The following is a 24,223-nucleotide window of genomic DNA, read 5'->3' as shown; positions in this document are numbered from 1 at the left end:
AACGCAAGAGGGCCACCCAGCGTTGGGTGGCCCTCTCGTAAAGGAAGTCCGGCGGTGTCCTACTCTCCCACAGGGTCCCCCCTGCAGTACCATCGGCGCTGAGAGGCTTAGCTTCCGGGTTCGGAATGTGACCGGGCGTTTCCCTCTCGCTATGACCGCCGAAACACTGTTGATGTTTCAGTCACAACAAAAGCTTTGTTGTTGTGTTCTCGACCGTACATCGAGAACCACTCAGTGGACGCGCGCACCGCTAGAAGAGCGGGGTGTTATCAAGTCATCGGCTTATTAGTACCAGTCAGCTGCATGCATTGCTGCACTTCCACATCTGGCCTATCAACCCAGTAGTCTGGCTGGGAGCCTCTCGCCCGAAGGCATGGAAGTCTCATCTTGAGGCCGGCTTCCCGCTTAGATGCTTTCAGCGGTTATCCATCCCGAACGTAGCTAATCAGCGGTGCTCCTGGCGGAACAACTGACACACCAGAGGTTCGTCCAACCCGGTCCTCTCGTACTAGGGTCAGATCCTCTCAAACTTCCTACGCGCGCAGCGGATAGGGACCGAACTGTCTCACGACGTTCTAAACCCAGCTCGCGTACCGCTTTAATGGGCGAACAGCCCAACCCTTGGGACCTACTCCAGCCCCAGGATGCGACGAGCCGACATCGAGGTGCCAAACCATGCCGTCGATATGGACTCTTGGGCAAGATCAGCCTGTTATCCCCGAGGTACCTTTTATCCGTTGAGCGACAGCGCTTCCACAAGCCACTGCCGGATCACTAGTCCCGACTTTCGTCCCTGCTCGACCTGTCAGTCTCACAGTCAAGCTCCCTTGTGCACTTACACTCGCCACCTGATTGCCAACCAGGTTGAGGGAACCTTTGGGCGCCTCCGTTACTTTTTGGGAGGCAACCGCCCCAGTTAAACTACCCACCAGGCACTGTCCCTGAACCGGATCACGGTTCGAAGTTAGACATCCAGAGTGACCAGAGTGGTATTTCAACAACGACTCCACGGTAACTGGCGTCACCGCTTCAAAGTCTCCCACCTATCCTACACAAGCCACACCGAACACCAATACCAAGCTGTAGTAAAGGTCACGGGGTCTTTCCGTCCTGCTGCGCGTAACGAGCATCTTTACTCGTAATGCAATTTCGCCGAGTTCGTGGTTGAGACAGTTGGGAAGTCGTTACGCCATTCGTGCAGGTCGGAACTTACCCGACAAGGAATTTCGCTACCTTAGGATGGTTATAGTTACCACCGCCGTTTACCGGGGCTTAAATTCTCAGCTTCGCCTTGCGGCTAACCGGTCCTCTTAACCTTCCGGCACCGGGCAGGCGTCAGTCCGTATACATCGTCTTGCGACTTGGCACGGACCTGTGTTTTTAATAAACAGTCGCTACCCACTGGTCTCTGCGGCCACCACACCCTTTCGGAGCAAGTCCTAATAAGTGGATGGCCCCCCTTCTCCCGAAGTTACGGGGGTATTTTGCCGAGTTCCTTAACCACGATTATCTCGATCTCCTCGGTATTCTCTACCTGACCACCTGAGTCGGTTTGGGGTACGGGCGGCTGGAACCTCGCGTCGATGCTTTTCTCGGCAGCATAGGATCACCCACTTTTCATCCGCATCGTGTCTCAGCCTGTATGGGGGACGGATTTGCCTATCCCCCGGCCTACGCACTTGCACCAGGACTACCATCGCCTGGCTTGGGCTACCTTCCTGCGTCACACCTGTTAATACGCTAACCGCACCAGCATGGGGTCGCGCGCTAGGCCACCCGGTGTCACCCGAAGGTGACGGTGGATGGATTCGGGCGCTTAGCACCACTGGATTGGTTGGGGCGGTTCTTCGCCGGTACGGGAATATCAACCCGTTGTCCATCGACTACGCCTGTCGGCCTCGCCTTAGGTCCCGACTTACCCAGGGAAGATTAGCTTGACCCTGGAACCCTTGGTCTTTCGGAGGACGTGTTTCTCACACGTCATTCGCTACTCATGCCTGCATTCTCACTCGTGTGGCGTCCACGGCTGGTTTCCACCGCCGCTTCACTCGCCACACGACGCTCTCCTACCCATCAAAACGGCTGGACCACGAAGGCCTGCCAATAGTTTCAATGCCACAACTTCGGTGGCGTGCTTGAGCCCCGTTACATTGTCGGCGCGGAATCACTTGACCAGTGAGCTATTACGCACTCTTTCAAGGGTGGCTGCTTCTAAGCCAACCTCCTGGTTGTCTGAGCAACTCCACATCCTTTCCCACTTAGCACGCGCTTTGGGACCTTAGTTGGTGGTCTGGGTTGTTTCCCTCTCGACTATGAAGCTTATCCCCCACAGTCTCACTGCTGCGCTCTCACTTACCGGCATTCGGAGTTTGGCTGACGTCAGTAACCTGGTAGGGCCCATCGGCCATCCAGTAGCTCTACCTCCGGCAAGAAACACGCAACGCTGCACCTAAATGCATTTCGGAGAGAACCAGCTATCACGAAGTTTGATTGGCCTTTCACCCCTATCCACAGCTCATCCCCTCAGTTTTCAACCTAAGTGGGTTCGGCCCTCCACGACGTCTTACCGTCGCTTCAGCCTGGCCATGGATAGATCACTTCGCTTCGGGTCTAGGACACGCGACTGAATCGCCCTATTCAGACTCGCTTTCGCTACGGCTACCCCACACGGGTTAACCTCGCCACGTATCGCTAACTCGCAGGCTCATTCTTCAAAAGGCACGCTGTCACACCTACCAGGGGTGCTCCAACGGTTTGTAAGCAAACGGTTTCAGGTACTATTTCACTCCCCTCCCGGGGTACTTTTCACCTTTCCCTCACGGTACTTGTCCGCTATCGGTCATCTGGGAGTATTTAGGCTTACCAGGTGGTCCTGGCAGATTCACACGGGATTTCTCGGGCCCCGTGCTACTTGGGATCCTCTCCACGCCAGAACACGCATTTCGACTACGGGGCTGCCACCCACTCTGGCCGGCCATTCAAGACCGTTCGTCTATACGCTTCTGTCACGTCGACCCCTCGGCAGAGAAGTCAAGAGAGTCCCACAACCCCGAACGTGCAACGCCTGCCGGCTATCACACACGCCCGGTTTAGCCTCATCCGGTTTCGCTCGCCACTACTCACGGAATCACTGTTGTTTTCTCTTCCTGTGGGTACTGAGATGTTTCACTTCCCCACGTTCCCTCTACCCGCCCTATATATTCAGGCGGGAGTCACCAGGTCGCACAAACGCCTGGCGGGGTTTCCCCATTCGGACACCCTCGGATCAAAGCTCGCTTATCAGCTCCCCGAGGCTTATCGCAGATTGCTACGTCCTTCTTCGGCTCCAGATGCCAAGGCATCCACCGTTTGCTCTTAAAGACTTGAAATCACATGAGCCGTGTAGTTCTCAAAGTACGGGCGGTACCCACCCCGCAACCCACCAACCGGCAGGAAGACAAGAGTGAGTCCAGAAGGAGAGGATCCGAAGACCCGGTCCCTCAGGACCCAACAGCGTGCAGCCGCCCCGCTCCCCAACCCCCACGTTCCAGCACCGAAGTGCGTACTAGCGAAGGTCAGCTGCGCTGACAGCATGTCAAATGTTCCACCCATGAGCTGACCAGCGAGACACATTCGGTCCCGATCTGGCGCCTGGACACCCGAGGGTGCCAGATGCTCCTTAGAAAGGAGGTGATCCAGCCGCACCTTCCGGTACGGCTACCTTGTTACGACTTAGTCCTAATTACCGATCCCACCTTCGACGGCTCCCTCCACAAGGGTTAGGCCACCGGCTTCAGGTGTTACCGACTTTCATGACTTGACGGGCGGTGTGTACAAGACCCGGGAACGTATTCACCGCAGCGTTGCTGATCTGCGATTACTAGCGACTCCGACTTCATGAGGTCGAGTTGCAGACCTCAATCCGAACTGGGACCGGCTTTTTGGGATTCGCTCCACCTCACGGTATTGCAGCCCTTTGTACCGGCCATTGTAGCATGCGTGAAGCCCAAGACATAAGGGGCATGATGATTTGACGTCATCCCCACCTTCCTCCGAGTTGACCCCGGCAGTATCCCATGAGTTCCCACCATTACGTGCTGGCAACATAGAACGAGGGTTGCGCTCGTTGCGGGACTTAACCCAACATCTCACGACACGAGCTGACGACAACCATGCACCACCTGTATAGAGACCTTGCGGGGGGACTGTTTCCAGACCTTTCCTCTATATGTCAAGCCTTGGTAAGGTTCTTCGCGTTGCATCGAATTAATCCGCATGCTCCGCCGCTTGTGCGGGTCCCCGTCAATTCCTTTGAGTTTTAGCCTTGCGGCCGTACTCCCCAGGCGGGGAACTTAATGCGTTAGCTGCGTCACGGAGACCGTGGAAAGGTCCCCACAACTAGTTCCCAACGTTTACGGGGTGGACTACCAGGGTATCTAAGCCTGTTTGCTCCCCACCCTTTCGCTCCTCAGCGTCAGTTACGGCCCAGAGATCTGCCTTCGCCATCGGTGTTCCTCCTGATATCTGCGCATTCCACCGCTACACCAGGAATTCCAATCTCCCCTACCGCACTCTAGTCTGCCCGTACCCACTGCAGGCCCGAGGTTGAGCCTCGGGTTTTCACAGCAGACGCGACAGACCGCCTACGAGCTCTTTACGCCCAATAATTCCGGATAACGCTTGCGCCCTACGTATTACCGCGGCTGCTGGCACGTAGTTAGCCGGCGCTTTTTCTGCAGGTACCGTCACTCTCGCTTCTTCCCTGCTAAAAGAGGTTTACAACCCGAAGGCCGTCATCCCTCACGCGGCGTTGCTGCATCAGGCTTCCGCCCATTGTGCAATATTCCCCACTGCTGCCTCCCGTAGGAGTCTGGGCCGTGTCTCAGTCCCAGTGTGGCCGGTCACCCTCTCAGGCCGGCTACCCGTCGACGCCTTGGTGAGCCATTACCTCACCAACAAGCTGATAGGCCGCGAGCCCATCCCGAACCAAAAAATCTTTCCCACCACAACAGATGCCTGTATGGTGCGTATCCGGTATTAGCAGCTGTTTCCAACTGTTATCCCAGAGTCCGGGGCAGGTTGCTCACGTGTTACTCACCCGTTCGCCACTGATCCACTCCAGCAAGCTGGAGCTTCACCGTTCGACTTGCATGTGTTAAGCACGCCGCCAGCGTTCATCCTGAGCCAGGATCAAACTCTCCGTGAAGAAAAAATGCTGACCCCACCGGGAAAACGGTGAAGCAGCGAGTTTGATGCTGACCAAAAACGGATGTCAAAACTGACTTCCAAAATTGATCCAAAGGAATCTCGCAACCAACCAAAAAGGCCAGTTGCCGAGGTTATTTGGCATTTGACAAGTGCACGCTGTTGAGTTCTCAAGGATCGGATGCTCCCAGCCCTGCGACTCCCGCCGCAGCCCTCCGGGGCAACTTCTCTATCTTACCGCTCGCTCTCTCGCTGTCAAATCGACACTCCGTGTCGCTGTGACCGCAGAGCGGGCAGCAATCCCACGCCAGTCGCGCCCGTTCCGGGTGGTCCTGTCGTGGAGTTCGTCGTCGACCTGGGGTGGGAGCCTTCCGGCTCAACCTCACCGCTTGGCGGCGACAAGGGAATACATTACGTGGATCCGAGGGGTCCTGTCGTGGAGTTCGTCGTCGACCTGGGGTGGGAGCCTTCCGGCTCAACCTCACCGCTTGGCGGCGACAAGGGAATACATTACGTGGATCCGAGAGGCGGGGCAAACCACGCCATCCCCCGGGCGTGTCGCGCCCCCGGGGCGGGGCCCGTCAGGCGACGAAGAGGCCGGCGAGCGCCTTCTTGCCGCGCCGCAGGACGGACACTCCCCCGGGGAGGGAGCCGGTCACGACCGCGGAGTCGTCGTCGACCTTGGCACCGTCGATCGCGACGCCGCCCTGGGCGATCGCACGCCGCGCCTCGGACGCCGACGACACCAGCCCGGTCTCCACGAGCGCCTGCACGACCGGCGTCCCCGACGCCACATCCGCGTGAGGCAGCTCCCGCAGCGCGGCGGCGAGGGTCGCGGCGTCGAGCGTCGCGAGATCGCCCTTGCCGAAGAGCGCCTCCGAGGCCGCGACCGCGGCCTGCGTGGCCTCGGGGCCGTGCACGGTCGTGGTCACCTCGAGCGCGAGGCGCTTCTGCGCGGCGCGGCGGAACGGCTCCTCGGCGACGAGCCGCTCGTACTCCTCGATCTCGGCGCGGGTGAGGAACGTGAACACCTTCAGCCGCGCGATCACATCGGCGTCATCGGTGTTGAGCCAGAACTGGTACATCGCGTACGGGCTGCACATCTCGGCGTCGAGCCAGATCGCGTTGCCCTCGCTCTTGCCGAACTTGGTGCCGTCGCTGTTCGTGATCAGCGGCGTGCCGATGGCGTGGACCGAGACGCCCTCGACCTTGTGGATCAGGTCGACGCCGCTCGTCAGGTTCCCCCACTGGTCGCTGCCGCCCGTCTGCAGCACGCAGCCGTACTGGCGGTGGAGCTCCAGGTAGTCCAGACCCTGCAGGATCTGGTAGCTGAACTCTGTGTAGCTGATGCCCGCATCCGAGTTGAGGCGGGCGCTGACCGCGTCCTTCTTGATCATCGTCCCGACGCGGAAGTGCTTTCCGATCTCACGCAGGAAGTCGATCGCGGACAGCGGCGCCGTCCAGTCGAGGTTGTTCACGATGCGCGCGGCGTCGTCGCCGTCGAAGTCGAGGAAGCGCTCGACCTGCGCGCGCAGCTTCTGCACCCACTCCGCCACGGTCTCGCGCGTGTTCAGGGTGCGCTCGGCGGTCGGGCGCGGGTCGCCGATCAGCCCGGTCGAGCCGCCGACCAGCGCGAGAGGCCGGTGGCCGGCAAGCTGGAGCCGGCGCATGGTGAGCAGCTGCACGAGGTTGCCCAGGTGCAGGCTCGGCGCGGTCGGGTCGAAGCCGCAGTAGAACACGATCGGCGGGCCCGCGAGCAGCTCGCGCAGCGCCTCCTGGTCGGTCGACACGTGCACGAGCCCTCGCCAGAGGAGCTCGTCCCAGATGGTGTCGAAGGACGGATCGGTCTTCGGTGCGGCCACGGTCTCGGTCACCCCACCAGCCTAGGGCGTGCGCCGGGTCAGGCCGCGCCGATGCCGAACCACACGAGGAAGGCCAGCGACAGGGCCTGCACCCAGCTGACCATGCTGCCCACCAGGAAGTACTCGGCCCGGTCTCCCCCGTCGCCGTCGCGCGAGATCTCGGGGAAGCGCACGATGCCCTTCGCGGCGATGAACGCCGCGAGCAGCGGGTAGGCGGCGGCGAGCGTGAGCGCGAACACGATCGCGCGCTCGAGCGGGCCGATCAGCCGGCCGCCCCTCATGACCTGACCCGGACCGAGCTTCGGCATGGCCGTCGGATCGACGATCTCGTGCCGCTCCTCCGGGATCGGATCCGGAGCGATGTTCTCGCGCTCGAGAGCGGCGCGCACGACGACGTTCGCGGCCTCCATCAGGTAGGCGACGGCGCCGAGCGTCAGGACGATCGCGGGAAGCGACAGGGCACCGACCGGAGACGCGATCGACACGGGACCGAACAGACCGGATCCGGCGTCCGCGGGCACCAGGACCACCGCGAGCGCGGCGAGCGAGCCGACCGCCGCGGCGGGCCAGATCGAGGCCGGCGACCGGCCCATGTCCGGCATGAGCTGCAGCCACAGCGCGCCGACCACGACCGCCGCGATGCCGGCGAACGGCGCGGCCGTGACGACGCCGAGCGCCAGGATGGCCACCGCCACGACGCCGAGCGACGCCAGGCGGATCGGCGCCGGCGAGCGCTTGAAGACCGTCCGCACGAGATCGGCGGCGCCGACCGCGAGCAGCAGCAGGCCGGCGAGGATCATGCCCCCATCATGCCCGCCGCGTCCGACATCCCGGCGTCACCGGGCCGCGTTTCCCGGGGCGGGACCTCACAGACCGAGGGCGTGGACCGCTGCCTGGGCGCGGGCGACGAGCTCGGCGCGCTGCTCGGCCACGCGCTCCGGAGCGGTGCCGCCGGCGCCCGTGCGGCTCGCGACCGAGCCCTCGATCGAGAGCACGGCGCGGACCTCCGGGGTGAGGTGGGACGAGACCGACGCGAGCACCTCGTCGGAGGCGTCCTCGAGGCCGATCCCGCGCTCCTCGCACGCCCGGACCAGCGCGCCCGAGATCTCGTGCGCGTCGCGGAACGGGACCCGCCGCTTCACGAGCCACTCGGCGACATCCGTCGCGAGCGAGAACCCCTGAGGCGCGAGCTCCGCCATGCGGGCGGCGTCGAAGCGCATGGTCGCGACCATGCCGGTGAACGCCGGCAGCACGACCTCGAGGGTCGCGACCGAGTCGAACACCGGCTCCTTGTCCTCCTGCAGGTCGCGGTTGTACGCGAGCGGCAGGCCCTTGAGCGTGGTGAGCAGGCCCGCGAGGTTGCCGACCAGGCGCCCCGCCTTGCCGCGCGCCAGCTCGGCGATGTCGGGGTTCTTCTTCTGCGGCATGATGCTCGAGCCCGTGGAGTACCCGTCGTCCAGCGTGACGAAGCCGAACTCGCGCGTGTTCCAGAGGATGATCTCCTCGGCGAAGCGCGACAGGTCGACGCCGATCTGCGCCGCGATGAACGCGAACTCCGCCACGACGTCGCGCGACGACGTGCCGTCGAGCGAGTTCTCTGCGGGCCGGTCGAGGCCCAGCTCGCTCGCGACCAGCTGCGGGTCCAGGCCCAGCGTCGACCCGGCGAGCGCGCCGCCGCCGTACGGCGACACGGCGGCGCGGGCGCGCCAGTCGCGGAGGCGCTCGAGGTCGCGCACGAGCGGCCAGGCGTGGGCCTGGAGGTGGTGCGCCAGCAGCACCGGCTGAGCGTGCTGCAGGTGGGTGCGGCCGGGCAGGATGACGTCGGGGTGCGCGTCGGCCTGCGCGACGAGCGCGTCGATCAGCGCGAGCAGCTCCTTGGCGATCACGCGGGCGTGGTCGAGCAGGTACATGCGCACGAGCGTCGCGATCTGGTCGTTGCGGCTGCGGCCGGCGCGCAGGCGGCCGCCCAGCTCGGGCCCGACGACCTCGATCAGCGCGGCCTCGAGCGCGCCGTGCACGTCCTCGTCGCCGGGGCGGGCCCGCAGCGAGCCGTCCTGGACGGCCTTCGCGAGGGTGTCGAGGCCCTCGTGCATGCGGCGCTCCTCGTCGGGCTCCAGGTATCCCGCCGCCGCGAGCGCCTTGGCGTGCGCGTGCGAGCCCGCGATGTCGTACAGCGCCAGCTGCCAGTCGAAGTGGGTGGAGCGGCTGAGCGCCTGCAGCTCAGGCGACGGCCCGGTCGCGAAACGCGCGCCCCAGAGGGCGCCCTCGTTGGTCCCGTGCTGGCCGCTCGGCTGCTCGCTGCTCATGCGTCCCAGCCTATCGAGCGCGCGCCGCCCTCCCCGCCCGAGGTCGCTCCCTCCGGGGCGCCGGAGATCCCCGGAGCGCGCTCTACGCCGCGCCGGCCGGCGCCTCGCGGGGACCGACCCGGGCCACCCAGCCGACCAGGCGCTCGAGCGGGCCCCGCCCGAGCAGCAGCGCCCACGCGGTGCACCCGGCGAGCGTCGCGATGGTCAGCGGCCAGAACGGATCCAGCGCGCGGAACGCCGCGAGCTCCGATCCCGCCTCGCCCGCCGGCGGCTGCAGCGCCGCCCATGTCAGGAGCTGCGCCGTGTACGCCGTGAGCGGCATCGAACCGACCGCGCGCAGGGGCAGGAACACGGCCCGCGCGGGCGTCGCGCACAGGAGCGTGCACAGCGCGATCGCTCCGAGCGCGAACCCGCCCGATCCGACGGCCTCCCCCATGCCGCTCGAGTGCGCGGTGCTCGACAGCACCACGCCCCAGATCGAGTCCGCGGGCGCGAGCTCCGCCCAGCGGCCCACGATGCCGTAGCCCACGGCCGCCAGCACCGCGCCGACCGCGAGCAGGAGCGTCGCGGTCGCGGGACGCGCGAAGGCCATCCGGCCCGTGCCGATGCCCGCGAGGACGAAGGCCAGCCACAGCGCGAACGGGTAGTGCCATCCGATCGTGTGGGCGACGGTCTGCCCCGCCTCGCCGTCCCACAGCGGCAGCTGGTCGATCGCGAAGACGGCGAACGGCGCGGCCACGGCCACGCCGGCGGACGCCGCGAACAGCCACCCGACCGGCAGCCGCAGGAACGGGAGCGCCAGGAGGAACAGGATGCCGTACGCGGGCAGGATCACGAGCACGGGGGTCTGCAGCATCACGAGCAGGACGCCCAGCAGCCAGATGCACGCGGCGCGGAGGGCGAGCGAGCAGCGGGCGCTCGCCATCCGGGCGCCGTCGAACGGGCGCTCCCCGCCCGTCACCAGCGCGAGCGACACCCCTGCCAGCGTCGCGAACAGGATGGACGAGCGCCCGTTGACGACGTCGGTCCACGTCGCCGGATGCGTCCATTCGAACGCCGTGGTGTCGAGCAGGTGCGCGGCGAACATGCCGACGACGGCGAGGCCGCGCGCGAGGTCGATCCCGGGCTCGCGCCCGGGACCGTCCAGCCGCGCGCGGCCTCGGTCGAAGCGGCCTCGCAGGCCGCCGTGGGTGGTGCGGGTCAGGCCTGCCGCAGCAGCCACACCAGCAGCGCCTTCTGCGCGTGCAGGCGGTTCTCCGCCTCGTCCCAGATCACGCTCTGGGGACCGTCGATCACCTCGGCGTCGACCTCGTAGCCGCGGTCGGCGGGAAGGCAGTGGATGAAGATCGCGCCCGGATCCGCGACCGACATGGTCTCCTGCGTGACCTTGTAGGCGCCGAGGTCGCGCAGGCGCGCGAGCTTCTCCTCCTCCTTGCCCATGGAGACCCAGGTGTCGGTGACGACCACGTCGGCGCCCGCGGCGGCCTCGAGCGGGTCGGTGTAGAGCGTCACCGAGCCCCCGGTCTCGAGCGCGATGCGGTCGGCGTCGGCCACGACGTCCTCACGGGGCGCGTAGGACTCGGGCGAGGCGACGCGCACGTGCATTCCGGCGGTGACACCCGCGAGCACGTAGGAGTGCGCCATGTTGCTCGCGCCGTCGCCGAAGAACGACAGCGTGAGGCCCTTCAGGTCGCCCTTGTGCTCGCGGATGGTGAGCAGGTCGGCCAGCAGCTGGCAGGGGTGGAAGTCGTCGCTGAGCGCGTTCACGACCGGGACGCGCGTCCCCTGCGCCATCTCCTCCAGGCCCGCCTGCGCGTACGTCCGCCACACGATCGCGGCGACCTGGCGCTCGAGCACGCGCGCGGTGTCGGCGGGCGTCTCCTTGCCGCCGAGCTGGCTGTTGGCGGTCGAGATGATCAGCGGCGTGCCGCCCAGGTCCGCGATCCCGACCGCGAACGACACGCGCGTGCGGGTCGACGACTTGTCGAAGATCACCGCGACGGTCTGCGGGCCCGCGAGGCTCTTGTCGGCCCAGCGGTCCTGCTTCAGCGTCGCGGCGAGATCCAGGATCTCGGCCTGCTCGGCGGGCGTGATGTCGTCGTCGCGCAGGAAGTGGCGGGTCATGCGGGGTTCCCCTCGGTCGTGGCAGCGGCGTGGCGGGAGGCGACCTCCTCGAGCGCGGCCGCGAAGGTCGACGTGAACTCCGCGACCTCGGCGTCGCCGATCGTGTAGGCCGGCGCGATGCGGATCGCGTCGTCGGTGGGCGCGTTGACGATCAGTCCCCGCGCGTGGGCGGTCGCGCGCACCTCGGCGGCGACGGGCGCGGTCAGCGCGATGCCGATGAGCAGGCCGGAGCCGCGCGTGCCCGCGACCAGCGGCATGCCCTCGACGGCCACGCGCAGCTGCGCGCCGCGCGCCGTCACGTTGGCGAGCAGGTCGCGATCCTGGATCTCCTGGATCACCGCGTTCGCGACCGCGCTGGCGAGCGGGTTGCCGCCGAACGTCGAGTTGTGGGTGCCGGGATAGAACAGGTCGCTCGCGTCGCCGAACGTCACGACGGCGCCGAGCGGGAAGCCCGCCGCGATGCCCTTGGCGAGCGTGATGGCGTCGGGCGCGACGCCCTCGGCCTGGAACGCGAACCAGTGGCCCGTGCGCCCCATCCCGGTCTGGACCTCGTCGAGGATGAGCAGCGCGCCGTGAGCGGTCGTGAGCTCGCGCGCGCGCCGCAGGTAGCCCTCGGGCAGCGGCAGCACGCCGGCCTCGCCCTGGATGGGCTCCACCACGAGGGCCGCGACCTGCTCGCCGCCCGCGAACAGCTCCTCGAGCGCCTCGAGCGTCGGCTCGATGTGGGTGACGCCCGGCAGCAGCGGACGGAACGGATCCTGGTACGCGGCCTTGGGGGTGAGGGCGAGCGCGCCCGTGGAGCGCCCGTGGAACGCTCCGTGCAGGCTCGCGATCACGGCGTCCTGGCGGCCGGTCTTCGCGGCGTGCAGGCGCGCGAGCTTGATCGCGGTCTCGTTGGCCTCGGTGCCCGAGTTCGCGAGGAACACGCGGCCCCGCTCCCCCGTGCCTGCCAGCTCCTTCAGCCGCGCGGCGAGCTCGAGCTGCTGCGGCGTCGCGAAGTAGTTCGACACGTGCGCCAGCGTGGCCGCCTGGCGGCTGACCGCCTCGACGAACACCGGATGGGCGTGCCCGAGCGAGTTCACGGCGATGCCGCCGAGGAAGTCGAGGTAGCGCGTGCCGTCGGCGTCCCACACGTGGGAGCCCTCGCCGCGGGTGAGGAGGGCGAGACGACCGCCCAGGCTCATGAGGTCGCGCGCGGCCGCGTCCTGCCAGGCCGCGGTCGCGGCATCCGTGGTCTGCTGTGCGCTCATGATGCGGTCACCTGCGTTCCGATCCCCTTGCTCGTGAACAGCTCGACGAGCACAGAGTGCTGCACGCGGCCGTCGATGATCGCCGCCGCGCCGACCCCGCCCTCGACCGCGTCGAGGCACGCCTGCATCTTCGGGATCATGCCGCTCTCCAGGCGCGGCATCATCTCGCGCAGCTCGTCCGCGGTGAGGTGCGAGACGAGCGAGTCGCGGTTGGGCCAGTCCGCGTACAGGCCGGCGACGTCGGTCAGGACGACGAGCTTGCGCGCGTTGAGCGCGATCGCGAGCGCCGCGGCCGCGGCATCCGCGTTCACGTTGAGCGACTGGCCGGGGTGGTCCAGATCCGGCGCGATGCTGGAGACGACCGGGATGCGGCCCGCGTCGAGGTGGTCGAGCACGGCGGAGGGGTCGACCTTCACCACGTCGCCCACGCGCCCGAGGCTCTCCTCGACGCCGTCGATGACCACGCCGCGCTTGCGTCCGCCGAACAGCCCGGCGTCCTCGCCGCTCAGCCCCGTGGCCAGCGGCCCATGCGAGTTGATCTTCGCGACGAGCTGCGGGTTGATGTGGCCCGTGAGCACCATCCGGACGACGCTGATCGCCTCCGTGCTCGTGACGCGGTAGCCGCCCTTGAACTCGCTCGGGATCGCGAGGCGGTCGAGCATGCTCGAGATCTGCGGTCCGCCGCCGTGGACGACGACGGGACGCACGCCCACGTACCGCAGGTACGCGATGTCCTGCGCGAACGCGTCCTGCAGCTCCTCGCTGATCATGGCGTTGCCGCCGTACTTCACGACGACGATCTGGTCGCGGTAGCGCTTCACCCACGGCAGCGACTCGATGAGGGTGGCCGCCTTCGCGGCGGCCTCCTCGGGGCTGGTGTCCTGGATGTCGATGTGATCGGAGCTCATGAGGAGTAGGCGCTGTTCTCGTGCACGTAGTCGTGGGTCAGGTCGTTCGTGAGGATCGTGGCGGCCGCGTCCCCGGCTCGCAGGTCGATCAGCACGTGGGTGGCGCGCGGCGTCAGGTCGACCTCCTCGCGCGGGCGGTCGGGGCCGCCCTTGGTGCACACCCGCACGCCGTTCATCGACACGTCGACGTCGTACGGGTCGAACGCCGCCTGCGTGGTGCCGATCGCGGCGAGCACGCGGCCCCAGTTCGGGTCGTTGCCGAAGATCGCCGCCTTGAACAGGTTGTTGCGGGCGACCGAGCGACCGACCTCGACCGCGTCGTCCTCGCTCGCGGCGCCGACGACCTCGATGGTGATGGCGTGGCTGGCGCCCTCGGCGTCGTCCTGCAGCTTCTGCGACAGCTCGCGGCACAGGTCGATCAGCGCCTCCCGGAACGCGGTCTCGTCCGGCTCGACGCCGCTCGCGCCGCTCGCCAGCAGCGTGACCTGGTCGTTCGTCGACATGCAGCCGTCGGAGTCGAGGCGGTCGAAGCTCACGCGGGTCGCGGCGCGCAGGTGCGCGTCGGCCGCGGCCGCGTCCAGCACGGCGTCGGTCGTGATGACCACGAGCATCGTGGCCAGGCCCGGCGCCAGCATGCCCGCGCCCTTGGCCATGCCGCCGATCGTCCAGCCGTCGGCGCTGCGCACGGCGGTCTTCGGCACTGTGTCGGTGGTCATGATCGCGGCGGCCGCGTCGTCTCCGCCGGCGGAGCTGAGCGCGGCGACGCCCTGCGTCGTGCCCTCGAGCACCTTGGCGCGGAAGACGTCGTCGCCCGAGCCGATCAGGCCGGTCGAGCACACGAGCACGTCGGCCGCGCTGACGCCGAGCAGCTCGGCGGCCTTCTCGGCCGTCTGGTGCGTGGTCTGGAAGCCGAACTCACCCGTGAAGCAGTTGGCCCCTCCGGAGTTCAGAACCACGGCCTCGACCACGCCGTCCGCGATCGCCTGCTGCGACCACAGGATCGGGTTGGCCTTGGCGCGGTTCGTGGTGAACACCGCGGCGCCCGTCTTGAGCGGACCGCGGTTCACGACCACGGCGACATCCTTCGCTCCGGTCGACTTCAGCCCCACGGCGACGCCCGCCGCCTCGAAGCCCTTGGCTGCGGTCACACTCACGGCGCCACTCCGTTCACGCTGAGCGCGCGGCCCTCGGGGAGGCCGAGCGCGATGTTCATCGACTGGATGGCGGCGCCAGCCGTGCCCTTGGTCAGGTTGTCGACCGCGGTGACGACCACCACGCGGCCGGCCGCCTCGTCGACCGCGAGGCCCATCAGCGCCGTGTTGGCGCCGATCACGTCGGCCGTGCGCGGCATCCGCCCCTCCGGCAGCAGCTGCACGAACGTCTCGTCGCCGTACGCCGCCTCCCACGCCTGGCGCACCTGCGCCGCGGACACGCCCTCGGCGATCGGGGCCGTGCTGGTCGCCAGGATGCCGCGGGCCATCGGCACGATCACGGGGGTGAAGGAGATCCGGACGTCGCCGATCGCGCCCGCCGCGCGCAGCGACTGCGCGATCTCGGGGATGTGGCGGTGCGTGCCGCCGACGGCGTACGGGTTCGCGGATCCGAGGATCTCGCTCGCGAGCAGGTTGGTCTTGAGGCTCTTGCCCGCGCCCGACGGGCCGACCGCCAGCACGCTGACGATGTCGTCCGCCGCGATCACGCCCGCCGCGACGCCCGGAGCCAGGCTCAGCGCCACCGTCGAGGCGTTGCAGCCCGGCGCGGCGATGCGGGTGGCGCCCACGAGGCGCTCGCGCTGCTTCGCGCCGCCGCCGATCGGCAGCTCCGGCACGCCGTAGGTCCACGGCTCGTGGAAGTCGCCGCCGTAGAAGGCGTCCCAGTCGTCCTTCCCCGTGAGGCGGTGATCCGCGCCGCAGTCGATCACGAGCGAGACGTCGGTGAGCGCATCCGTGTACTGCCCGGACTGACCGTGCGGCAGCGCGAGGAACACCACGTCGTGCCCGGAGAGGATCTCGGGGGTCGTGTCCTGCAGCGTCAGGTGCGCGAGGGATCGCAGGTGAGGCTGGTGCTCGATGAGCGGCTGACCGGCGTTGGAGTGCGCGGTCACGGTGCGGATCTCGACGTCGGGATGATCGGCGAGCAGACGGAGCAGCTCGCCGCCCGCATAGCCAGAAGCGCCGGAGACGGCGACCGAAAGGGTCATGGGTTCCACCTTATTGTCCGTGAGCGAGGGCCGTTGACGGCGACGCCACTGACCTGGATCCCAGGCCGCTCGACCGGGCCGTCAGGCGCGGGAGCTTCGCGGCGTCGCCGAGATTCGGCGGCCACGCGGACGTCGGCGCACGTCGATGCTCGGAGCGAGCATCGGGACGAGGGCGCCGGCGGACATGCCGCGAGCGTAGCAGAACGCCGGCGGCCGACGTACCGTGGGGCCATGGGCGAGGCAGCCGGATCCGGTCTCGACGCCCTGCTCCGCCAGCGGCGCCGGGAGATGATCGAGTGGCATCTGGAGGCGCGGGGCATCCGCGACCGCCGGGTGCTCGATGCCATGGACCGCGTGCCGCGGGAGCGGTTCGTGCCGGAGCACCTCGCGCGCGACGCGTACTCCGACTCGCCGCTGCCGATCGAGCACGGCCAGACGATCTCGCAGCCGTACATCGTCGCGCTGACGGCCGAGGCCGGGCGGATCTCCCCCGGCGACCGCGTGCTCGACGTCGGCACCGGCTCGGGGTACGCGGCCGCCGTCTACGCCGCGATGGGCGCCGAGGTGTGGTCGATCGAGTACGTGGCGGAGCTGGCCGCGACCGCGCGGCGCGCGCTCGACGCGGCGGGATTCGAGCGCGTGCGGGTCGCCTCCGGCGACGGGACGCTGGCGCTGGCGGACGCCGCGCCGTTCGACGCGATCCTCGCCGCGGCCGCGGGCCCCGAGATCCCCGCCCCATGGCTCGACCAGCTCGCGGACGGCGGCCGCATCGTGATGCCGCTAGAGCGCGGCCTCGGGTGGCAGCAGCTGATCCGCCTCATCCGCCGCGGCGACGAGTACGACCGCGACGACCTCGGCGCCGTCCGCTTCGTCCCCCTCCGCGGCGAGCACGGCCTGCGCTGAGCGCGGCGCGGCTGCGAGACAGCAACGCCGCGCTGAAAGCGCAGTGGTGCGCTGCGGTTTCGGCGCGGCGTTGATGTTTCGGCGCGCGGTTGCATTGTCGCCGGCGCGCCTCGGTCGTTCGTCCACAGATCCGGATCCGTCGGGATCCGCTCCGATCGGATCGTGACGTCCGACACGCGACGGCAGGGTGCGGGAGCGTGCCGCCATGTCGATCGCGCTGCCCGAGATTGTCACCATCCGACCGTGTCCGGTGCCGCTGATGCGGCCTGGAGACGCCGCCTTCCGCCTCGACGTCGCCGAGCGCCGGGGCGAGCTGCATCGCGTGGCGCTCGGCGTCTACGCACCGAAGGCGCTCTGGGACCTGCTCCCGCCGTGGGACCGATACCTGGCCCGGGTTCACGCGCATGCGCTGCTGCGCCCCGGTGCCGTGTTCGCGCTCGAATCGGCGGCCGTGCTCACGGGCCTGCCGATCGTCGGCGAGCCGACGGAGATCCACGTGCTGAGCGCCGACGGCACCTCCCGGCTGGTCGGCCAGGTGCGGACCCACGTATCGACCGACCAGCGCGAGATCGTCCGGATGGACGGGATCGCGTTCGTCGCGCCCGCCGACACGGCGGTCGACATCGCGCGCCACCGACATCCCGCGCTCGGCCTGATGACGGCCGACGCGCTGCTGCGACTCACGCCCGCACTGGATGCCGGTCACCTGCTCGAGCTGAACGAGCTGAGGACGAGCGCACGCGGACGCGCCGCCGCGCGATGGCCGCTCACCCGCGCCACTCCGCTCGCGGAGAGCAGTCTCGAGTCGATCAGCCGCGCGGGCATCGAATGGCTCGGGTACCCCGCACCGGAGCTTCAGGTGGTGTTCCGCACCTCTGCCGGCGACGTGTTCCGCGTCGACATGTACTGGCGCGCTCAGCGTCGGATCGGCGAGGCCGACGGCGATCTCAAGTACGACGGCGAGAGCGGACGCGCACGCCTGCGGGAGGAGAAGCGACGCGAGGACATCCTGCGTCGCGGCTGCGACGGCGTCGCCCGGTGGGGATGGGGCGAGGCTCGCGATCCGGATGCGCTCGACGCCGCGCTCCGGGCGAGCGGCTTACGACCGGAGCGGCCCCGTGTGGCGGCACCGTTGCTGACGCTGCCTGCGGCAATCGATCCTCCCCGCGGCCGGACCGCAACTCCGCGCTGACCAAGCAGCTCCGCGCCGAGACTGCAGCGATCCACTGCAGTCTCGGCGCGGAGTTGCCGTCTCGCGGATGGCGCGGCGGCGCGAGGCGGCGCGGAGCTACTCGCGGAGGGCGGCGCCGTGGCGCTCGGCCGCGAGCGCGACGCCCGCGAGCTTGGCCTCGGTGGCCTCCGCGGCCGTGAGGGTGCGGTCGGGCGCGCGGAAGCGCAGCGCGAAGGTCAGGCTCTTGCGGCCCTCCGGGATGCCCTGGCCTCGGTAGTCGTCGACCAGGCGCACGCCCTCGAGCAGCTCGCCCGCTCCCTCCACGAGCGTGCGGCGCAGCTCGCCGGCCGGCAGCGCGGCGTCGACCACGAGCGACACGTCCTGCGTGGCCGCGGGGAACGTGGACAGCGAGGCGACCGTCACGCGCTCGCCCGCGAGCGTCAGCAGCGCGTCGAGGTCGAGCTCGGCCACCGTGACGCGGCCGTGCAGGTCGGCGTCCTCGGCCACCTGCGGCAGCAGCTCGCCGACGTAGCCGACCTCGGCGCCGCCGACCGTGAGCACGCCGGTGCGGCCCGGGTGCAGCGCCGCGCGACGGCCCTGCGCGACCTCGATCTCGACGCCCGCGGCGGCCGCGATGACGCGGACCGCGTCGAGTGCCACCTCGAGGCCCGCGGCCTCGGCCTCGCGACCCGGCTGCTTGGGCGCGACCGCGCCGGCCAGCAGCAGCGCCACGTGGCGCGGCTGCGGCGGGATGGACGCGTCCAGGCGCGCGAGCGTCTCGGCGTCGGGGCGCACCGCGAGCGGCGGCACGCTCGGCGTGCCGTACTCCACGCCCGGCTTCGGCAGGAACACCGCCCCGATCTCGTACAGCGCCAGGTCGGTGAGCCCGCGCGCCACGTTGCGGTGCGCGGTCTGCAGCAGCCCCGGGACGAGCGATCGGCGCAGGAACGGCGCCTGGCCGTCCAGCGGGTTCGCGAGGCGCACGCTGGGCAGGTGCTCGCCCGACGCCGAGCCGTGCAGGTCGTTCTGCTCCTCGGTCGTGAACGGGAACGACGGCGTCTCGACGAACCCGGTCGCCGCGAGCGCGTTCGCCACGCGGCGACGCCCCTGCTGCGCCGGCGTGAGGCCGCGGCCGGACGGCGGGGTCGGCAGGACGGACGGGATCTTGTCGACCCCGTCGATGCGCGCCACCTCCTCGGCGAGCGTCCACTTGTCGGTGAGGTCCGGTCGCCACGACGGCGCAGTGACGCTCCATCCGTCCGCGGTCTCCACGACCTCGCAGCCGATCATCGTCAGCGTCTCGGCGATGCGGGCCGCGGTGTAGTCCACGCCCACGAGGCGCTGGACGAAACCGGCGGGCAGTGCGATCGCCTCGGGCGCGTACGTCGCGCCGAGGGCGCTGCCGAGCTCGTCGGCCGTTCCGCCGCCCAGCTCGACCATGAGGTCGACCACGCGCTGCGCCGACGCGGCCGGCAGCAGCGGGTCGACGCCGCGCTCGAACCGGCGCGACGCCTCGCTGGGCAGCTTGTGGCGGCGCGCCGTGCGCGCGATCGACACGGTGTCGAACACCGCCGCCTCGATCAGCACGTCGGTCGTGTCGTCGCCGATCTCGGTGTGGGCGCCGCCCATCACGCCGGCCAGGCCGATGGGGCCCGAGTCGTCGGTGATCAGGAGGTCCTCGGTGGAGAGCTTGCGCACCTGGCCGTCGAGCGTCTCGAGGGTCTCGCCCTCGGTCGCGCGACGCACGGTGATCCCGCCCGTGAGCCTGTTCAGGTCGTAGCCGTGGATCGGGCCGCCGAGCTCGAGCATCACGTAGTTCGTGATGTCGACCAGCAGCGAGATCGAGCGGATGCCTGCGAGCGTCAGGCGGGCGACCATCCACGGCGGGGTCGGCCGCGACGGGTCGACGCCGCGCACTGCGCGCGTCACGAACTCCGTGACGCCGTTGCGGCCGCGGATCGGCGCCCGGTCGTCGACGACGACCGGGAACCCGGTGCCGGATCCGATCGACGCCAGCTGCGCGGGGTCGCGGAAGTCCGCTCCGGTCGCGTGGGCGTACTCCCGCGCGATGCCGCGGATCGACATGGCGTAGCCGCGGTCGGGGGTGACGTTCACGTCGACCGCGACGTCGTCGAGGCCCAGGAGCGCGATCGCGTCCGTGCCGGGCTCGGGGTCGAGTCCGAGCTCGGCGAGTCGCAGGATGCCGTTGTGCTCGTCGCCGAGGCCCAGCTCGCGCGCCGACGCGATCATGCCGTCAGAGACGTGCCCGTACGTCTTGCGCGCCGAGATCGCGAACGGGCCGGGAAGCACGGCGCCGGGCAGCGACACCACGACCTTGTCGCCCTCGAAGAAGTTCGACGCACCGCACACGATGCCGCGCGGCTCGGGCTCGCCGACGTCGACCTGGCACCAGCGGATGGTCTTGCCGTTCTTCTGCGGCTCCTCCTCGAAGGAGACCACGCGGCCGACGACGACGGGGCCGGTCAGCTCGAAGCGGATGACCTCCTCCTCCTCGAAGCCGACCGACACGAGCGCCGCGAGGACGTCCTCGGGCGTCGCCCCTGCGGGGACGTCCACGTACTCACGCAGCCACGAAAGCGGGACGCGCATCACACCACCATCCCGAACTGCTCGCTGAAGCGGACATCGCCCTCGGCCATGTCGCGCATGTCCTGCACGTCCGAGCGGAACATCAGGGCCCGCTCGATCCCGATCCCGAACGCGAAGCCCGAGTACACCTCGGGGTCGATGCCGGCCGCGCGCAGCACGTTGGGGTTGACCATGCCGCAGCCGCCCCACTCGATCCAGCGCGCGCCGCCCTTGAAGGTCGGGTGCCACAGGTCGAACTCGGCCGACGGCTCCGTGAACGGGAAGTAGTTGGTGCGCAGGCGCGTCTTGGCCTCCTCGCCGAACAGCGCCTTGGCGATGTGGTCGAGCGTGCCCTTCAGGTGCGCCATCGTGATGCCCTTGTCGACCACGAGGCCCTCGGCCTGCGTGAACACCGGCAGGTGCGTGGCGTCGAACTCGTCGGTCCGGTACACGCGACCGGGGCACAGCACGTAGATCGGCAGGTCGCGCTCGAGCATCGACCGCACCTGCACGGGGCTGGTGTGCGTGCGCATCACGAGGTGGCGTGCGACGGGATCCACGAAGAACGTGTCCTGCATCTGACGCGCCGGGTGGTCCTCGTCGAAGTTGAGCGCGTCGAAGTTGAACCACTCGTGCTCGAGCTCGGGGCCCTCCGCGATCTCCCAGCCCATGCCGACGAACACGTCGCTGATCTGCTCCTGCAGGACGCTCATGGGGTGGCGCGCGCCCACGCGGGTGCGCGAGGCGACCGCCGTGATGTCGATGCGCTCCGCCTCGAGGCGCGCGGCGGTCTCGGCCTCGGCGAGCTCCGCCTCGCGGGCCGCGAGCGCCTGGTTGACGCGTCCGCGCGCGCCGCCGACCAGCTTGCCGAACTCCGCCTTGCGGTCGTTGGGGACGTGGCGCATCTGCGCGTTGAGCGCGGCCAGCGGGGATCCCTCCCCCGCGTGCGCCGATCGGGCGGCCTTCAGGGCCGCGGTGTCGGGGGCCGCGGCGATCGCCGCCAGCGCGTCCGCGACCGCAGCCTCCACCGCCTCAGGGGTGATCTCGGGAACGTCAGGCACGAGAACCGAGTCTATCCGCGGCCGGATGCCGCCCGTGCCGCGCCCCTGGGGGCGCGGCTCGCGGGATCAGCGACCGTCGGCCTTCGCCACGTCGTCCAGGTGCGCCAGGTCCTGCGCCGCGATCACCTCGGTGTCGGTGCCCTCGTGCAGGCGCGGCGCGATGGCCTCCTGCGCGGCGCGCACGCGCGGCGACTTCTGCATCCGCTTCTCCACCAGGCGCGCGGCGCCCGACAGCAGCAGGCAGAGCCCGATGTAGATCGCGCCCACGACGATCGTGGACTGGATGATCGGCGAGTCGAGCGTCGCGGCGGCGCCGAGGCGCTTGGCGAAGAACAGCAGCTCCTCGTACGTGATGATGAAGCCGAGCGCGGTGTCCTTGAGCGTCACGACGAGCTGCGACAGGATGACGGGCATCATCGCCCGCACCGCCTGGGGAAGCAGGATCAGGCGCATCACGCCCGACTTGCGCAGACCGATCGCGTAGCCGGCCTCGCGCTGACCGCGCGGCAGCGCCTCGACGCCGGCGCGGATGACCTCGGCCAGCACCGAGCCGTTGTACGCGACGAGCGCGATCACGACGACCCAGTAGCTCGGCATCCGGATGCCGATCACGGGCAGGCCGTAGTACAGCAGGAACATCATGACCAGGACGGGCACGGCGCGGAGGAACTCGACCACGGCCGTGACGGGCCAGCGCACCCAGGCGTGATCGGACAGGCGGCCGATCGCGAGCACGAACCCGACGGCCAGGGCGCCGACGGCCGCGAGCGCGAAGGCGCTGACCGTGTTCCACAGGCCGATCGCGATCTGCTCCCAGATGCGCGTGTAGCTGAACGCCTCCCACTTCGAGGCGGCGAACTGGCCCGTGGCGAACAGGCGCCACACGAAGAAGGCGATGATCCCGAGGACGACGACGATCGTCAGGATGCCGATGATCCGGTTGCGGATGATCGCCCGGGGGCCCGGGACGTCGTACAGAACGCTGCCGCTCATCGTGCCACCGTCCAACGCTTCTCGAGGTTGCGCTGCGCCCACGAGAGCAGCATCACCAGGGCCACGAAGATCACCATCACCCACACGATCACGAGCAGCTGGTTCTCGCCGCGCTCGCTCAGCCAGTCGCGCATCGATCCGAGGTTCAGGACCGAGAAGCCCGCCGCGACGGTCGTGTTCTTCAGCAGCGCGATGAACACGCTCATCATGGGCGGGATGACCGAGCGGAACGCCTGCGGCAGCACGACCAGGCTCATGACCTGACCGAAGGTCAGCCCGATCGCGCGTGCCGCCTCGGCCTGCCCCACGGGCACGGTGTTGATGCCGGAGCGGATCGTCTCCGCCACGTACGTCGCGGTGTACACGCCCAGCGCCGCGATCGCGAAGCCCATCGCCGCGGGGCCGCTCGCACGGACCTCGATCAGCGGCGGGAGCGCGAACGCGAAGCCGAAGAACACGAGCGTGAGCGGCGTGTTCCGGATGGTGTTGACGTAGAACGTGCCGACGGCGCGCGCGATCGGCACCGGCGAGACGCGCATCGCGCCCACGATGGTGCCCAGGATCAGCGCGACGAGACCGCCGCCGAAGAACAGCTGCAGCGTGCCGAGCAGCGCCTCGCCCCACAGGTCGAGGTTGTCGGTGATGACGCCCATGCCGCTCCTTTCGCGCGCGTCGGATGGGAAGGATCAGGGCCCGGGACGGCCGTCGCGCGGCCGTCCCGGGCGGGTGCCGTCAGTCGACGGCGGGCTGAGTCGCCTCGACGCCGGCGGGCGCGAGGTGCTTCTCGAACAGCGCGTTCCAGACGTCGCCGCCCTCCGTGAAGAGGGAGTTGATGTGGTCCTTGAGCGCCGTGTCGCCGTCGGCGATGCCGACGCCGTAGCGCTCCTCGCTGAAGATCTCGCCCGTGAGCTTGAGCTCCTCCGGCTCGAGCGCGACGTAGCCGGCGAGGATCGCCTCGTCGGTCGTGATCGCGTCCACCTGGCCGGCCTTGAGCTGCTCGACGCACTCCGAGTAGGTCTGGCGCTCGGTGACCTCGCCGCTGTACTCCTCGCGGATGCGCTGCAGCGGGGTGGAGCCCGTGACGGAGCAGGTGACCTTGCCCTCGAGGTCCTCGGGGCCGTTGATCGAGTCGTCGTCGGCCGCGACCAGGAGGCCCTGGCCCGTGATGAAGTACGGCCCGGCGAAGTCGATGACCTCGTCGCGCGCCGGCGTCATCGAGTAGGTGCCGACGTAGTAGTCGATGTTCCCGTTGATGAGCTCCTGCTCGCGGTTGGCCGACGGGATGGTCTCGAACTGGATCTGGTCCTCGCCGAAGCCCAGCGACGCCGCGATCCAGCGCGCGATGTCCACGTCGAAGCCGGTGCGCTCGCCGGTCACGGGGTCCTCGTAGCCGAGGCCCGGCTGGTCCGCCTTGACGCCGATGACGACCTCGCCGGCCTCCGACATGCGGTCGAACGTCGGGCTTCCCTCGAGCTGGACGTCGGTCGCGACCTCCCAGAGGGCGTCGCCGCCGTCCCCCTCGCCTGCGCCGGGGTCGGTGGGCGATCCGCTGTTGTACGCGGTGAGCGCGAGCAGGGCCGTCAGGCCGATGCCGGCGCCCGTGAAGATCCGGGACTTGCGCATGTGATTCCTCCTTGGTGGGGTGGTTCCTCATCGTCGCGCGGCTTCGCGC

The 24,223-nt window shown here is 68.8% G+C and carries 16 protein-coding genes and 3 rRNA genes; 2 read left to right on the top strand and 17 right to left on the bottom strand.

All coding sequences use genetic code 11. The features are described from left to right. Positions 1–46 precede the first annotated feature (46 nt). The 12 genes from rrf to argC form a co-directional block, all read right to left on the bottom strand. A 5S ribosomal RNA gene (gene rrf, locus ASD19_RS12870) occupies positions 47–163 on the bottom strand. Between the two features lie 102 nt (positions 164–265). Further along, a 23S ribosomal RNA gene (locus ASD19_RS12865) occupies positions 266–3,368 on the bottom strand. 294 nt (positions 3,369–3,662) lie between these two features. After that, positions 3,663–5,185: ribosomal RNA gene (locus ASD19_RS12860) — 16S ribosomal RNA — on the bottom strand. The 16S, 23S and 5S rRNA genes sit together here, the layout of an rRNA operon. Before the next feature lie 580 nt (positions 5,186–5,765). Then, positions 5,766–7,058, bottom strand: coding sequence for a tyrosine--tRNA ligase (gene tyrS, locus ASD19_RS12855; RefSeq protein ID WP_055993370.1), 1,293 nt, complete (start codon positions 7,056–7,058; stop codon positions 5,766–5,768). Between the two features lie 26 nt (positions 7,059–7,084). Beyond that, the gene (locus tag ASD19_RS12850; RefSeq protein WP_055993368.1) at positions 7,085–7,846 is read right to left on the bottom strand and encodes a hypothetical protein; all 762 of its coding nucleotides are present in this window, start codon (positions 7,844–7,846) and stop codon (positions 7,085–7,087) included. Between the two features lie 66 nt (positions 7,847–7,912). Then, positions 7,913–9,352 (bottom strand): argininosuccinate lyase, encoded by a 1,440-nt coding sequence (argH, locus tag ASD19_RS12845; protein ID WP_055993366.1) that lies wholly within the window; start codon positions 9,350–9,352, stop codon positions 7,913–7,915. Positions 9,353–9,434: 82 nt separating this feature from the next. Beyond that, positions 9,435–10,574 (bottom strand): heparan-alpha-glucosaminide N-acetyltransferase domain-containing protein, encoded by a 1,140-nt coding sequence (locus tag ASD19_RS12840; RefSeq protein WP_230667699.1) that lies wholly within the window; start codon positions 10,572–10,574, stop codon positions 9,435–9,437. Continuing rightward, the gene (gene argF, locus ASD19_RS12835; protein ID WP_055993364.1) at positions 10,553–11,476 is read right to left on the bottom strand and encodes an ornithine carbamoyltransferase; all 924 of its coding nucleotides are present in this window, start codon (positions 11,474–11,476) and stop codon (positions 10,553–10,555) included. The genes ASD19_RS12840 and argF overlap by 22 nt, the downstream gene beginning before the upstream one ends. Continuing rightward, the gene (locus tag ASD19_RS12830) at positions 11,473–12,726 is read right to left on the bottom strand and encodes an acetylornithine transaminase (RefSeq protein ID WP_055993362.1); all 1,254 of its coding nucleotides are present in this window, start codon (positions 12,724–12,726) and stop codon (positions 11,473–11,475) included. Before ASD19_RS12830 ends, argF begins: the two co-directional genes overlap by 4 nt. Next, positions 12,723–13,634, bottom strand: coding sequence for an acetylglutamate kinase (argB, locus tag ASD19_RS12825; protein ID WP_055993360.1), 912 nt, complete (start codon positions 13,632–13,634; stop codon positions 12,723–12,725). Before argB ends, ASD19_RS12830 begins: the two co-directional genes overlap by 4 nt. Further along, a complete protein-coding gene (argJ, locus tag ASD19_RS12820) occupies positions 13,631–14,788 on the bottom strand; it encodes a bifunctional glutamate N-acetyltransferase/amino-acid acetyltransferase ArgJ (protein WP_055993358.1) in 1,158 nt (385 codons plus the stop codon). The genes argB and argJ overlap by 4 nt, the downstream gene beginning before the upstream one ends. Next, positions 14,785–15,834, bottom strand: coding sequence for an N-acetyl-gamma-glutamyl-phosphate reductase (gene argC / locus ASD19_RS12815; protein ID WP_055993356.1), 1,050 nt, complete (start codon positions 15,832–15,834; stop codon positions 14,785–14,787). Before argC ends, argJ begins: the two co-directional genes overlap by 4 nt. A 231-nt stretch (positions 15,835–16,065) precedes the next feature. On the opposite strand from argC, the gene ASD19_RS12810 reads away from it, so the two are divergent. Together ASD19_RS12810 and ASD19_RS12805 are read left to right on the top strand one after the other, a co-directional pair. Beyond that, entirely contained in the window at positions 16,066–16,737 is a 672-nt protein-coding gene (locus ASD19_RS12810) for a protein-L-isoaspartate(D-aspartate) O-methyltransferase (protein WP_082543184.1), read from the top strand. A gap of 259 nt (positions 16,738–16,996) precedes the next feature. After that, entirely contained in the window at positions 16,997–17,929 is a 933-nt protein-coding gene (locus ASD19_RS12805) for a hypothetical protein (protein ID WP_156377200.1), read from the top strand. Positions 17,930–18,025: 96 nt separating this feature from the next. Here the strand turns inward: ASD19_RS12805 and pheT are convergent, their stop codons facing one another. The 5 genes from pheT to ASD19_RS12780 all read right to left on the bottom strand — a co-directional run bounded on the left by pheT (position 18,026) and on the right by ASD19_RS12780 (position 24,174). Then, positions 18,026–20,518, bottom strand: coding sequence for a phenylalanine--tRNA ligase subunit beta (pheT, locus tag ASD19_RS12800; RefSeq protein ID WP_055993430.1), 2,493 nt, complete (start codon positions 20,516–20,518; stop codon positions 18,026–18,028). After that, a complete protein-coding gene (gene pheS / locus ASD19_RS12795) occupies positions 20,518–21,558 on the bottom strand; it encodes a phenylalanine--tRNA ligase subunit alpha (protein WP_055993353.1) in 1,041 nt (346 codons plus the stop codon). The genes pheT and pheS overlap by 1 nt, the downstream gene beginning before the upstream one ends. Before the next feature lie 66 nt (positions 21,559–21,624). After that, the gene (locus ASD19_RS12790) at positions 21,625–22,551 is read right to left on the bottom strand and encodes an amino acid ABC transporter permease (protein WP_055993351.1); all 927 of its coding nucleotides are present in this window, start codon (positions 22,549–22,551) and stop codon (positions 21,625–21,627) included. Next, positions 22,548–23,204: an amino acid ABC transporter permease gene (locus ASD19_RS12785; RefSeq protein ID WP_055993349.1), complete on the bottom strand. Its 657-nt coding sequence runs from the start codon at positions 23,202–23,204 to the stop codon at positions 22,548–22,550. The genes ASD19_RS12790 and ASD19_RS12785 overlap by 4 nt, the downstream gene beginning before the upstream one ends. Before the next feature lie 79 nt (positions 23,205–23,283). Continuing rightward, positions 23,284–24,174: a glutamate ABC transporter substrate-binding protein gene (locus ASD19_RS12780; RefSeq protein ID WP_055993347.1), complete on the bottom strand. Its 891-nt coding sequence runs from the start codon at positions 24,172–24,174 to the stop codon at positions 23,284–23,286. Between the last annotated feature and the right edge of the window lie 49 nt (positions 24,175–24,223).

The organism is Microbacterium sp. Root53, from assembly GCF_001426925.1.
Classification (GTDB): Bacteria; Actinomycetota; Actinomycetes; order Actinomycetales; family Microbacteriaceae; genus Microbacterium.
Note: the sequence above shows the minus strand (reverse complement) of the source record. Positions and strands in the feature narration are given on the sequence as shown.

Coding starts and splice junctions, on each gene's coding strand:
- argH (WP_055993366.1), bottom strand. CDS start 9,352: ATGAGCAGCGAGCAGCCGAGCGGCCAGCACGGGACCAACGAGGGCGCC.
- ASD19_RS12810 (WP_082543184.1), top strand. CDS start 16,066: ATGGGCGAGGCAGCCGGATCCGGTCTCGACGCCCTGCTCCGCCAGCGG.
- argF (WP_055993364.1), bottom strand. CDS start 11,476: ATGACCCGCCACTTCCTGCGCGACGACGACATCACGCCCGCCGAGCAG.
- ASD19_RS12790 (WP_055993351.1), bottom strand. CDS start 22,551: ATGAGCGGCAGCGTTCTGTACGACGTCCCGGGCCCCCGGGCGATCATC.
- ASD19_RS12850 (WP_055993368.1), bottom strand. CDS start 7,846: ATGATCCTCGCCGGCCTGCTGCTGCTCGCGGTCGGCGCCGCCGATCTC.
- ASD19_RS12785 (WP_055993349.1), bottom strand. CDS start 23,204: ATGGGCGTCATCACCGACAACCTCGACCTGTGGGGCGAGGCGCTGCTC.
- pheT (WP_055993430.1), bottom strand. CDS start 20,518: ATGCGCGTCCCGCTTTCGTGGCTGCGTGAGTACGTGGACGTCCCCGCA.
- ASD19_RS12780 (WP_055993347.1), bottom strand. CDS start 24,174: ATGCGCAAGTCCCGGATCTTCACGGGCGCCGGCATCGGCCTGACGGCC.
- argB (WP_055993360.1), bottom strand. CDS start 13,634: ATGAGCTCCGATCACATCGACATCCAGGACACCAGCCCCGAGGAGGCC.
- ASD19_RS12805 (WP_156377200.1), top strand. CDS start 16,997: ATGCGGCCTGGAGACGCCGCCTTCCGCCTCGACGTCGCCGAGCGCCGG.
- ASD19_RS12830 (WP_055993362.1), bottom strand. CDS start 12,726: ATGAGCGCACAGCAGACCACGGATGCCGCGACCGCGGCCTGGCAGGAC.
- argC (WP_055993356.1), bottom strand. CDS start 15,834: ATGACCCTTTCGGTCGCCGTCTCCGGCGCTTCTGGCTATGCGGGCGGC.